Consider the following 13,815-nt stretch of genomic DNA (forward strand, 5'->3'; position numbering starts at 1 on the left):
ACTCGCGTCGCCCCTCATCTATTTAACCAGCTACCAAATTAAACTTCTACAGCAATCTTTTGTTCCGAAGCCTCCGGCGAATTCGCTTCACTTGGCGGCACAACTTGCCAGAACTTAGGCAAATATTCCGACCAATTTGCTAAAATCTTCTCAGCTTTCTTGCTGCCAGTTCGATCGCACTGAGCCTCAATCAACTCCTTCAATTGTGCCTCCCCAGCCGCCGTGCAAACCCGCTGCATCTTCACAATCTCCCCGTTGACATGAGCCGGGAAACTCCCATCTTCATCGAGGAAATAAGCCAAGCCGCCAGTCATTCCAGCGCCGACGTTGCGGCCGACTTTTCCTAATACGACAATCACGCCGCCAGTCATGTACTCGCAGCAGTGATCGCCCGCACCTTCAATGACTGCTTTCGCCATCGAGTTACGCACCGCAAACCGTTCGCCAGCTTTACCCGCAGCTAACAGAGTTCCCCCCGTCGCACCATACAAACAAGTGTTACCGACGATCGCATTTTCGGAAGCATCATAAGTCGCACCAGCCGGCGGTGCGATCGCGATTTCGCCACCGTGCATCCCTTTACCAACGTAGTCATTGGCTTGGCCTGACAGTACCAGCGTCATCCCCGGCAAATTGAACGCGCCGAAGCTTTGGCCGGCGCTACCAGTGCAATTGAGAGTGATTTGACCGCTAAAGCCGGTGTTACCGTGTTGCTGTGCGATCGCACCTGCTAAACGTGCGCCTACAGTGCGATCGGTATTCACCAATTTTACACTCTTGCTAACAGTGCCGTGATTGGCGATCGCACTTTGAATCTCCGCATCCGCGAGCAAATCGTCGTCTAACACTGGCCCGTTGGTGTGTACGTCGCCGTGGATCAAGAAAGATCGATCGCTCTTAGTATCCGGTAACTTAGTCAAACAATCCAAATTAATCGCTTGAGTTTTAGTTAGTTGCACCCCCTCGCGCATTTTCAGCAAATCCGCGCGGCCGATGATATCTGCGATCGACTTATAACCCAATTTCGCCAACAAACTCCGCACTTCTTGTGCTACGAAATAGAAGAAATTAACCACGTGTTCCGGTGTACCGGGGAACCGTTTCCGCAAGTGTTCTTGTTGAGTTGTCACCCCCACCGGACAACTATTCATGTGGCAAACGCGAGCCATAATACAGCCTTCTGCAATCATTGCCACCGTGCCGAAACCGTATTCTTCGCCGCCCATTAAAGCGCCTACAATCACGTCCCAGCCGCTTTTAAAGCCACCGTCAACGCGCAGCAAAACTCGATCGCGCAATTTATTTTCCATCAGCACCCGGTGAACTTCTGTCAATCCGAGTTCCCACGGAGAACCTGCGTGCTTAATGGAACTCAGTGGCGAAGCACCGGTGCCGCCATCGTGGCCGGAAATTTGAATGACATCAGCATTTGCCTTGGCGACACCAGCGGCGACAGTGCCAATGCCGACTTCCGACACCAACTTCACCGAAACTCCTGCTTTCGGATTGATTTGGTGCAAGTCAAAAATCAACTGCGCCAAATCCTCGATCGAATAAATATCGTGGTGAGGAGGAGGCGAAATCAGCGTGACACCCGGTTTCGATCGGCGCAAATAAGCAATGTACTCGCTCACTTTCGCCCCTGGCAATTGACCGCCTTCACCCGGTTTCGCACCTTGTGCGATCTTAATTTCGATTTGTTCGGCGTTCATCAGGTATTCAGGAGTCACCCCGAAGCGTCCAGAAGCTACCTGTTTGATGGATGAAGAAGCTGTATCGCCGTTCTGCAAACCTTTCAAGTGAGGTAGCGTTTGTGAGAAGCCGGCCTCGCTCACATCGTTTAGCACTTTGTAGCGCACCGGGTCTTCGCCGCCTTCGCCGGAGTTGGATTTGCCGCCGATACGGTTCATGGCAATCGCTAGCGTTTCGTGGGCTTCCGGGGACAAAGCGCCGAGAGACATTCCGCCGGTGGCGAAGCGCTTGACAACATCGGCTACCGATTCTACTTCTTCAATGGGAATGGAAGGACGATCGCTCTGGAAATCGAGCAAATCCCGCAAAGCAGTTACCGGGCGGTTTTCGAGCTGTTTCTTGTAAACCTCGTAATGGTCGTAGGCACTTTCACCATTTTTGTCACCAATTGGTGTCATTTTTGGTTCGGCCCCATTGCCGTTACTGTTAGTGTGAGCCTTAAAAGTAGTTACAGCCTTGTGCAAAGCCTTCGCCATTTCCGGGCTGTTCATGTGATATTCACCACCCCGGCGGTACTGCACGAAGCCGAAGTTTTCCAGCTTTTTCAGAACCAATTCTGGGAAAGCCTGACTGTGGAAAGACATTACCTCGTTAGCCAGTTCCGCCACACTCAAACCGCCGATGCGGGAAACAGTGCCTTTGAAACCCAAATCGAGTAAATCACCGCCAATGCCGATCGCCTCAAAGATTTGCGCCCCCTGATAGCTAGCCAGCAGCGAAATCCCCATTTTCGACATAATCTTCAGCAAGCCGTTTTCCACCGCTGTGCGGTATCTAGCTTGAGCCTGCGTCACGGTAATATTGGGAACTTTGCCGTGCTGCATCAAATTTTGAGTCTTGGCGTCAGACCACCAGGCGCGCACGCTTTCCAATGCCAGGTAAGGGCAAACAGCCACCGCCCCGTAACCGAGCAAACAAGCGAAGTGGTGAGTGCTCCAACATTGGGCGGTATCCACAACCAGCGAAGTTTGCATCCGCAGGCCGACCTTAATTAAGTGGTGGTGAACCGCACCAACTGCCAGGAAGGGCGGAATATAAGTGCATTCTGCACTCAATCCAACAGAAGATTCGCCTTCTGCCTTCGAGACTCGATCGCTCAAAATCAGAATTCTCGAACCCTCGCGCACCGCTTGAGCCGCGTTTTGACAAAGTTGCTCGACTGCGGTTTTCAAACCTCCAGGCCCGGCCGCAATTTTGTAAAGCGTTGACAATTCGGTTGCTAGGAAAGACTTTTGGTCTTTCAAGACAGACAGTTCAGCGTCGTTGAGTACGGGGGAATCAATTTTCAGCCGCTTGGCATTTTCCGGTATTGCTTGCAGTAAATTGCCCCGCAGGCCCACATTCATCGTCAGCGACATCACCATCCCCTCGCGCAGGGGGTCGATCGGCGGATTTGTCACTTGAGCGAACCGCTGTTTGAAATAGTTGTACAGCAACTGAGGCTTTTCTGACAACACAGCCAAGGGAACGTCGTCGCCCATGCAGAAAGTCGGTTCTTTCCCGGAACTCGCCATCTCGACGATTACCATGTCCAAATCTTCGGCTGTATAACCGAAAGCAGTTTGGGTTGCTAACAGCGTTTGCGAGTCGAGGGTTGGGGTTTCGGCAAAAGGCTGCGGTTCCAAGGTTTCGCGGTGTTTTTGCAGCCATTCGCCGTAGGGATGCCGCTTAGCAATTCGCTGTTTGAGTTGCCAATTTTTGAGAATTTCTTGGGTTTGCAGGTCAACTGCAATCATTTGTCCGGGCCCCAAACGGCCTTTTTCGACAATATCTGCTTCGGGAATATCGACAACTCCTGCTTCGGAGGCCACAATTACCAAACCGTCTTTAGTAATGCAGTAGCGGGCCGGCCGCAAACCGTTGCGATCGAGCGTAGCACCTACTTGTTTGCCGTCGCTGAACACCAGCAGTGCGGGGCCGTCCCAAGGTTCTTGAATGCCGCTGTAATACTCGTAAAAATCGACAATTTCTGGATAAGGAGCCAAATCCGGCTGATTTTTGTAGGCTTCGGGTACCAGAATTGTCAGGGATTCTAGGGGGGTGCGACCGGAGTGCACCAACAACTCCATCACGTTGTCCAAGTTTGCCGAATCGCTGCTTTCGGGATTGACAATTGGGTTGAACGTGTCGATATCAGCTTGACTCCAATTCGGGTGAGCTAAATTCGCTTGTCGGGCCTTCATCCAGGTAATATTGCCCAACAGCGTGTTAATTTCCCCGTTGTGTCCCAGCAAGCGCATCGGCTGGGCTAAGTGCCAGCGGGGCATCGTGTTGGTGCTGAAGCGCCGGTGATAGACGGCAAAGGAGCTTTTATAAGCGGGATTTTTCAGGTCTGGGTAAAATTCTGCCAGTACGGCCGATCGCACCATGCCTTTATAGACGATCGTGCGGCAGGAGAAAGAGCAAGTATAAAAGTCTTGGCGGGTGAAGTTGGGGCGATTTGACAGCGCGTGTCCGATCGTGCGGCGCGCCAAAAATAGATGTTTGTCGAGTTCGTCTCCGGCTAAGTGCGGTGAACTGACTATTACTTGTTCGATTTGAGGTTGATTTTCTAGCGCTTGCTCGCCCAAAACCGACGGTACAATGGGAACTTTGCGCCATCCCACAAGTTTCAGCCCGCGATCGGTCAGAACTTGCTCCACCACCTGCCGCGCTATAGTCGCTTGAAATTTATCTTGAGACAGAAACAGCATTCCCACGCCGCAGTTTTCCCGCGCGGGAGGCACAATTCCCTGTTCGGCAAACCAAGTATCCAGCAATTCCCAAGGAATCGCGGTCATCAAACCCGCACCGTCGCCAGAATCTTGGTCGGCGCTGCAACCGCCGCGGTGTTCCAGACAAGTTAAAGCTGGCAGCGCTTTTTGAATAATCGAGTGGGTGGCTTCACCGCTTTGGTTGGCAATAAAGCCTACACCGCAGGCATCTCTTTCTTCCACTAACCAGCTTTGGCCGGCATAGGGAGTTCCTCGCTCAGTTTGATGCACGTTTCTGTTTGGATCGATCGTGTTACCCATGTTGATTGAATGTTATTTCCGTGATTGTGTGGTTGATGCGTTTTTATAGCTCGGAGAGAGAAGGCTGCCGAGCGGTGGGAGCCTAGTAAACTTTAAGACAGCACATTGGAAGCTGATTTGATTAAAAATTTACGTCTATGCGGCCTGTACTTAGCACTGAAACCCTGTTTGCAGATTTTAAATTATCTCGCTCGCATCCTCTCGGAGATGTCTCCTAGAATACCCTGCTGTTAAAAAGCTGTGATTCTTTGGGAAATCGCCGCCCTGCAACTAGATACATTGCAGGCGATCTAGTTTTTTGTGTGGGTTTTTCCTGAGTTCGGAAGGGTAGCCTTGCGAACACAGGTAGATAGTAACTTTAGCGTTATTTTGCTTGCTGCGCTGTTGAGTTGCTTTCGTCAGCGCCCGCAGACACAAAAGCCACCTGCCCGCTCAGTCGGTAGGTGCAATGTAGCAGCGCGGTTCACAACTGGTGAAACCTGTCTTATTGTGAAGTCAACTCTCAAGCCGCGAACATCAAGTTTATCAAAAAATTGATAAAATTTCACCCATTACAGTCAGAGTTGGGGTGCAAGTCTTGTCAGCGATCGTCCAGAACCCAGGCTAAGATGCCTAGCCGAAAAAGGTTGACAGTTTTCCCTAAGCCTATTTTGTATTTTTTTACCCACAAACGTTTTTGACACTCTCAGATCTACAGACGCGCTTGATTCTTGATTCGTTGATGCGATTTGCTGAGGCAGAATTTCTAACCGCAAGCGTATCTGAAGTAAATACTTTTGCAAAGTATTTACTTCAGATACTGAACTAATACCAAGACGCATCATTAATTAACTTAGCTAGACCAGGATTTTTCACCCTATTTTTTATCATATTAATTAGATTATTAACTTCCTCTTCAATGAACGGCTGTCATTCAATTAGCGTTATACTCCTTCATTTTCTACTTAGCCTAAACTCCAGTATCAATATCTCTTACCTAAAATATTAAGTCTTGTTTTTAAAATGGCGTTTTCCTAATTTGAGCTACAAAGTAGATTAAACTAAGTATAGTTAATCAATAGCACGGCCGATAGAGCGAAAATAGTAGATAGTAACTCTAAAAAGCTTCAGGCTTGACAGAAGCAGTAGGAATACGTAGATATGGCTAGCATAACAAATATTTTTCGAGGATATCAGATTAACGAGCAAATATACGCAGGCAATCGAACTCTAGTTTATCGTGCCCGTCGGTCTTCCGATCAGCAGCCCGTAGTGATCAAACTGCTGCGAAATGACTTTCCCCGCTTCCACGAACTGGTTCACTTCCGCAATCAGTTTGTCATTACTAAAAACTTAGAGATACCCGGCACTGTCAAGGCATACAGCCTGGAAACTTACCATAACCACTATGCTCTGGTGATGGAAGACTTTGGCGGAATTTCCTTAAGTAGCTACCTCGCTAGTCTAGTGTTCGCCAGCAACGAACCCCTAGAAGGCTTGCCCATTAACGAGTTTCTTCCCATTGCCATTCAAATTGCCAACTCGCTTGATGGACTTTATCGCCACCACATCATCCATAAAGACCTCAAACCGGCGAACATTTTAATTAACCCTGTCAGCAAACAAGTTAAGTTGATTGACTTCAGCATCGCTTCTCTGTTGCCGCGCCAAACCCAAGAAATTCAAAATCCCAACCTCCTCGAAGGCACTTTACCTTACATATCTCCCGAACAAACTGGGCGAATGAACCGAGGCATTGATTACCGCACAGATTTCTACTCTCTAGGAGTCACATTCTACGAACTGCTGACGAGACAGTTGCCTTTCCAAAGCGAAGATCCGATAGAGTTAGTACACTGTCACCTTGCCAAGCAGCCTATCCCTGTTCATCACCTCAACAATAACGTTCCATTGGTGCTATCTGAAATTGTTAGCAAACTGATGGCGAAGAATGCTGAAGATAGGTATCAAAGTGCGATCGGACTTAAGTTTGATTTGGAAACTTGTTTGTACCAATGGCAAAAAACTGGAGAAATCGCCTCTTTTAAACTAGGGCAGCGAGATTTGTGCGATCGCTTCATCATTCCCGAAAAATTATATGGTAGAGAGAGCGAAGTATTCTCCCTACTGGCAGCCTTCGATCGCGTGAGTGCCGGAAGCGCGGAAATGATGCTGGTGGCTGGCTTCTCAGGTATTGGCAAAACCGCCGTCGTCAACGAAGTTCACAAACCGATTGTCGCAGCTAGAGGCTACTTCATCAAAGGCAAATTCGACCAATTTGGACGCAGCCAACCCTTCTCAGCTTTTGTACAAGCTTTTCGCGATTTAATGGGTCAATTGTTGAGTGAAACCGACGCTAAAGTTGAGCAGTGGAAAACTCAAATCCTGACAGCATTGGGCGAGAATGCTCAGGTAATCGTTGAGGTAATTCCTGAACTAGAACGGATTATCGGAGAGCAACCACCCGCACCAGAGCTTTCGGGCAGTGCTGCCCAAAATCGCTTCAATCGGTTACTTGAGAACTTCATTCAACTCTTCACAACCAAAGAACATCCCCTCGTCATCTTCTTAGATGACTTGCAATGGGCCGACTCAGCCTCATTAAAGTTGATTCAACTTTTGACGAGCGATCGCGATCGGCACTATCTCTTATTAATTGGAGCATATCGAGATAACGAAGTCAGTCCCGTACACCCTTTAATTCTGACATTATCCGACATTCAACAAACCGGAGCCACAGTCAACACTATTACTCTCGCGCCGCTCGATTGCTTCAATTTGAATTGTTTGATTGCCGATACTCTAGTTTGTTCTAGAGCGTTGGCTATGCCCTTAACAGAACTGATCGATCAAAAAACCCAAGGCAATCCATTTTTCAGCACACAATTTCTCAAATCTTTGCATGAAGATGGGCTAATTACCTTTAATTTGGACGAGCGGTATTGGCAGTGCGATATCGCGACAGTGCGAACCTTAGCCCTGACCGATGATGTTGTCGAGTTCATGGCAATTCAATTGCAAAAGTTGCCAATCCAGACGCAAGAAGTTTTAAAGTTAGCTGCCTGCATTGGCAACGAATTCGATATAGCAACGCTGGCGGTAGTTTGTGAAAAATCTTCTTCAGATACGGCAGCTAACTTGTGGCCTGCTTTGCAAGCAGGGTTGATTCTCCCACTAACTGAAGTTTATAAATTTTTCACTTCAGAGGAGTTTGAATTCAGAAATCAGAATTCAGAAGGAGAAAGCAATACTTCTGACTCGTGGTTCCAGAATTCCGAATCCTGTTATTACAAATTTCTGCACGATCGCGTACAGCAAGCAGCTTACGTTTTGATTCCCGAATCCCAGAAACAATCCACTCACCTCAATATTGGTCAACTTTTGTTGATTAATACTCCAACAACCGAAAGGGAAGAGAAAATTTTTAATATAGTCAACCAGTTGAATTATGGTGTTGATTTAATTGCCGAGCCAACAGAGCGTTACCAACTGGCTGAGTTGAATTTGATCGCGGGGCGCAAGGCGAAGACTGCTACTGCTTATGCTGCTGCACGCAAATATTTAAGTTTTGGCAGGCAAATCCTAGCTCTTGATAGCTGGCAAACTCACTATGAAACAGCCCTGGAACTGCACGTAATAGGGGCAGAAACCGCATACCTGAGCTATGATTTTCAGGACATGGAGGAATTAGCAGCTTTAGTCCTGCACAATGCCAGAACGCTGCTGGATAAGGTGAAAGTTTATGAAATCGAGCTATCTGCTTGTACGGCGCAAGTCAAACCTCAACAAGCCGTTGAAATGGGGTTAGCAGTTCTCAAACTCTTGGGAATCTGCTTTCCCGAAAATCCAACACCGGCAGATATTCAGCAGGGACTAGAACAAACCGCATCACTTTTTGCTGGGAAAAAAATTGCGGACTTTATTGATTTGCCAGAAATGGAAAATCTCCAAAAGCAAGCAGCCTTGCGAATTTTATCAGCTATAGTTTCTCCAGCCTACATCACTGCTCCACTTCTCCTGCCACTGGTTATTGTCGAAATGGTTCAGTTGTCGGTTAGTTATGGGAATGCTCCCTTATCTGCTTTTGCTTACGGCTTGTATGGATTGGTATTAAGCGGTGTAGTTCAAGACATTGAAACAGGGTTTGAATTTGGGCAGTTAGCGTTAAATATTGTGGATTTATTTAATGCTAATTACCTCAAAACCAAAGTGTATTATACAGTCGGCGTTCACATCATACATGGCAAACATCATGTTAAAGAAACCATCCCTCTTTTAAAAGAGGGTTACGCGATAGGACTGGAAACGGGAGAGCTAGAATTAGGATATTCAGCCAAAGAAATCTCTCAATATTCATATTTAATCGGTCGGGAAATTGCCGGACTAGAAGAGGAGGTAGCGACTTACTGCAATGCCTTGGTTCAATTTAAACAAGAAGCAGCGTTAAATTATACTCAAATCGTTCATCAGGCTTTATTAAATCTGCTGGGGCGATCGGAAAATCCCTGTCAATTTGTGGGAGATGCCTACAATGAAGAAACAATGCTCCCATTTCACATCCAAGCAAACGATCGCAACGGACTCCACTATTTTTACTTCCATAAACTGCTTGTGTGTTACCTGTTTGGAGAAACCGAGCAAGCTTTAGAAAATGCTCGGCAAGCCGAACAGTATTTAGACGCGGTGACGGGTATGCTCAATGTGCCGATGTTCTACTTTTATGACTCTTTAGCAAGGCTGGGAGTTTGTACCGCAGTGGATTCCTCGGAAGAGAAACAAGAACATCTGCAAAAAGTGAAAAGTAACCAGGAAACCCTTCATAAATGGGCACATAACGCCCCCATGAATTTCTCTCACAAATGTTACCTAGTGGAAGCCGAGCTGTTCCGAGTGCTGGGTGAAAATGTGCTGGCGATGGAGAGTTACGATCGCGCCATTTTTCTTGCTAAAGAAAACGATTATCTCAACGAAGAAGCTCTGGCGAATGAATTGGCTGCTAAATTCTACCTGGTATGGGGGAAAGAAAAAGTTGCCCAGGTATATCTAAGAGATGCTTACTATGCTTATGCTCGTTGGGGAGCGAAAGCAAAAATCGACGATCTAGAACAACGCTATCCCGAACTTCTGGCTTCTATCTTGAAACAGGAAAATGCTCGTTCGTTCGAGAAAGGTACTACCTCCCATGAGAATTCATTGATTTCTAGTCATCGCCAAACAATTGCTGGAAGTACGAGTACCACAGTAATAGATTTACCAACTGTTATCAAAGCTTATCAAGCTTTGTCTAGCGAAATTAAGCTTGAACAATTGCTCACTACCCTGATGGAAGTGGCGCTTCAGAATGCAGGCGCTCAAACAGGAGTATTAATTTTGAAAGAAGAGGACAACTGGACAATCGCCGTCCACTGTAGCGATCGCCAAGGCTGTCTTCTGCAAGAAACTATTGGGATTGAGGAGAGCGAATCTATTCCCCAGACTGTGATTAATTACGTCAAACGCACCCATAAAACGCTAGTTTTTGATGATGTCAAGACTGAATTAATATTTGCTTCTGATCCCTATATCAAGCAGCAGCAACCTAAGAGCATCCTATGTACTCCGATTATCCATCAAGGCAAAATGATGGCAATTCTGTATTTGGAAAATAATCTGACGACAGGGGCATTCACTCACGATCGCGTCACCCTTCTCAACATTCTCTGCTCCCAAGCTGCGATCTCGCTGGAAAACGCCCGCTTGTATCAGGAATCTCAACAGCTTTATGAGCAATCCCAGGATTATGCTCAAAAACTGGAGCAGTCTATCCAGGATCTCAAACAGATGCAACTGCAATTGGTGCAGGGTGAAAAGATGTCTGCTCTCGGAAATTTAGTCGCAGGGGTAGCGCACGAAATTAACAATCCCGTAGGCTTTATCGCTGGCAATTTGCAACCTGCTCAAGAATATGTGGGGGATTTATTCAATTTGATTGATTTGTATCAAGAAAAATTTCCTAATCCGGGAGAGGAAATTGAAATAGAAATTAAGGATATGGACTTAGAGTATTTGCGGGAAGATTTGCCCAAATTGATTGCCTCAATGAAGGAGGGAGTCGAGCGCATTCGCAATATCAGTACGAGTTTGAGAACGTTTTCGAGGGCAGATAGCGATCGACCAGTTTCTTTCAATATTCATGATGGACTCGAAAGCACTCTGCTAATTCTCAAGCACCGTTTAAAAGCTAGCGAGTTTCGCCCTGCCATTGAAGTTGTGAGAGAGTATGGTAAATTGCCTCTAGTTAAATGCTTTCCCGGACAGTTAAACCAGGTATTTATGAATGTGCTGGCTAATGCCATTGACGCTCTGGAGGAGTCAAATAAGGGGCGGAGTTTTAGTGAAGTTAAAGCCCTACCTAACCGAATCACGGTTCAAACCGCTCTGAGCGAAGACCAAACTCAGGTTTTGATTCACATTCAGGATAATGGAGTGGGGATGTCGAACGAAGTCAAGGAAAACATCTTTAACCACTTATTCACAACCAAGCCTGTGGGTCAAGGAACTGGATTAGGATTGTCGATCGCCCATCAAATTGTTGTGGAAAAACATGGAGGTACGTTACTCGTGAATTCTTCTTTGGGGCAGGGTTCGGAGTTTGTGATTTCTATTCCGGGGTGAGCCTGTTGTAGTAGGGCTTGAGGGCAATTAGTGCGATCGGCTAACCTAGACTCGATCGAGAGCTTCCTCCCAATCGTAGTCATCGTCAAAAATAGCGGGTTTAGTAGGAAGAAAGATACGGATGTTCCGGGTTTCTACATCCCCATGCGTTTAGGATTGAAATTGTGAGTTGTAAGCTGTGAAACGTAATTTTTTCTATTGGCGTCCAATATTGTCAGTCTCGATTTTACCCGTACTGGCGATCGCCCCGTCTTTGCTCTGGAATCAACCCGGAAGAACACAAGAGGGGGAGAGGGGTGGGCTGATTCATGCTTCGAGAACCCGCCAGGGAATGAATTCCCTGGCTGATAGCGAAAGTCGGTTAAAACCGACTGAAATATTGAGCGATAGTTCTCTTGAGAGAACTTCAGCTATGAGACAGGGAATTCATTCCCTGTCGGAATATAGGTTTTTGGCTCAATCTTTACCGCCCTCTTCGATAATTAGACAAGGCCGCCAAGTGTCCCTAAACGGCCGCATTCTCCCCCTAAGTTGGACTCAGCAGCCGGCAAACAGCACTTCTGCGGATTTCCGAACTTGGATTGCTGATGTTGGATTGATGCAAAGTGCGGGAGTGGATTTGCTTAGCAGCGCCGACAGTGCCAAACAACCGGTGCAGTGGTTTTCGGTATCTTTAACCGGCGCTCAAAGCTTAGCAGCGCGGGCAACAGGCCCGTATCGTTACTTAGATGTTACCGATTTTGCTAGACTTGCTGGCTGGGAGATATCTGCTGATGGGAATATTTTAAAAATTACTTCTCAAACTGCAAGTGTTACCGGAATTCGGCAAGCAGAAATAGAATCGGGCGATCGCATTGTTGTAGATATCGATCGACCGGCCCCTTGGCAAGTCAACTTTGTCAATAAACCAATCCCGTCGCCGACACCCACACCCAACCCCCCGGACGACCCCACAAAGCCCGCTATCCCACTGCCAAACCTCCGCACAGCGCCAAACCTCGAAACACCAGACGACCCGACCAAACCCGCCCTCCCGCTGCCAATAACGCCCGCAGCGCCGATCGCCGGTCAAGAATGGTCGATCGCGATCGATGCCAAAATCGCTCCCGCCATAATTCAGCAGACTTTCTCAACCAGCAAACAATTGCTATCAGTAAAAGTCGAACCTGACGGCGCTCAAACTAAAGTCAAAGTGAAGATTCCTTTAGGTTGGCGGCCGCAAGTTTTCAGCCTGGGAAATCCCAATCGATTAGTGATCGACATTCGACCAGATTCGTTAGTAGAAAAAAACATTGTTTGGGCTCCCGGTGTGCAGTGGCGGCAGCAGTATCAAAATTTAGGAAGTGATCGTTTTCCGGTAGTTTGGTTAGAAGTGAATCCGCGTCAATCCGGTGTAAAAATTCGACCAATTCTCAGCAATCCGCCGACAGATCAAGGCACTGCACCTTTATTGCAAACAGCAGAAGTGTCGGGTGCGGCTGCGGCGATTAATGCAGGTTTTTTTAATCGAATTAATCGCTTAGCTTTAGGTGCAATTCGGCGCGACAATAAATGGCTTTCCGGGCCGATATTAAACCGGGGGGCGATCGCCTGGAACGATCGGGGAGAATTTGCGATCGATCGTTTGACTTTGCAAGAAACGGTGATAAGTCCGGCCAATCAATTTTTGCCTGTTTCTCATCTCAATAGTGCCTACGTACAACCGGGAATCGGTCGCTACAATTCTGATTGGGGAACAACTTATACTCCGTTGTCTGGCAATGAAATAGTTGTGACAGTTGCGGGCGAGCGAGTTGTCAGTCAATCCCCCGGAGGTGCGGTGGGAACAACAACTTTTCCCATTCCAGCTAACGGTTATATTTTGGTTTTACGTTCCGGTTTTTTCCCTGCATCTGAACTCTCTATCGGCACTTTATTGCGTTTAGAAACTAATACTTTTCCTGCTGATTTTAACCGTTTTCCGTACATTCTCGGCGGCGGACCGGTGTTGGTACAAAACAGTCAAGTTGTGCTGGATGCGAAGGCGGAAGGGTTTAGCGATGCGTATGTTAGACAGACAGCAATTAGAAGTGCGATCGGGCGAAATGCTGCGGGGAATTTGCTGATTGTAGCCGTGCACAATCGTGCGGGCGGGGCGGGGCCAAATTTCGCAGAACTGGCGCAGATATTGCAGCAAATGGGTGCTGTGGAGGCTTTAAATTTGGATGGGGGAAGTTCGACGAGTTTGTATTTGGGAGGTAGTTTGCTCGATCGACCTCCGGCAACTGCTGCGAGAGTTCATAATGCGATCGGTATTTTCATTCAACCATAAACCGTCACGTTAAATAGTAGGGTGAGTCAGTGTGCGTTATCTTCTCAACAATCGAGAATCTCCGCACTGACGCACCCTACAAACTCTTGTCCTCCCCTTATTAAG

3 protein-coding genes are annotated in these 13,815 nt (G+C 47.4%); 2 read left to right on the forward strand and 1 reads right to left on the reverse strand.

Features of this window, described 5'->3' with window-relative positions; all coding sequences use genetic code 11:
• Positions 1-38: 38 nt before the first annotated feature.
• Positions 39-4,766, reverse strand: coding sequence for a glutamate synthase-related protein (locus tag NDI35_RS00315; RefSeq protein ID WP_445310986.1), 4,728 nt, complete (start codon positions 4,764-4,766; stop codon positions 39-41).
• Between the two features lie 1,140 nt (positions 4,767-5,906).
• Here NDI35_RS00315 and NDI35_RS00320 point away from each other — a divergent pair.
• Together NDI35_RS00320 and NDI35_RS00325 are read left to right on the forward strand one after the other, a co-directional pair.
• Positions 5,907-11,399 carry a trifunctional serine/threonine-protein kinase/ATP-binding protein/sensor histidine kinase gene (locus NDI35_RS00320; RefSeq protein ID WP_445310987.1) on the forward strand — a complete coding sequence of 1,831 codons (5,493 nt, stop codon included), beginning with the start codon at positions 5,907-5,909 and terminating at the stop codon, positions 11,397-11,399.
• Between the two features lie 178 nt (positions 11,400-11,577).
• Entirely contained in the window at positions 11,578-13,710 is a 2,133-nt protein-coding gene (locus NDI35_RS00325; RefSeq protein ID WP_445310988.1) for a phosphodiester glycosidase family protein, read from the forward strand.
• The last annotated feature ends 105 nt before the right edge of the window (positions 13,711-13,815 follow it).

The organism is Microcoleus vaginatus FACHB-2002 (assembly GCF_040004035.1).
Classification (GTDB): Bacteria; Cyanobacteriota; Cyanobacteriia; order Cyanobacteriales; family Microcoleaceae; genus Microcoleus; species Microcoleus vaginatus_C.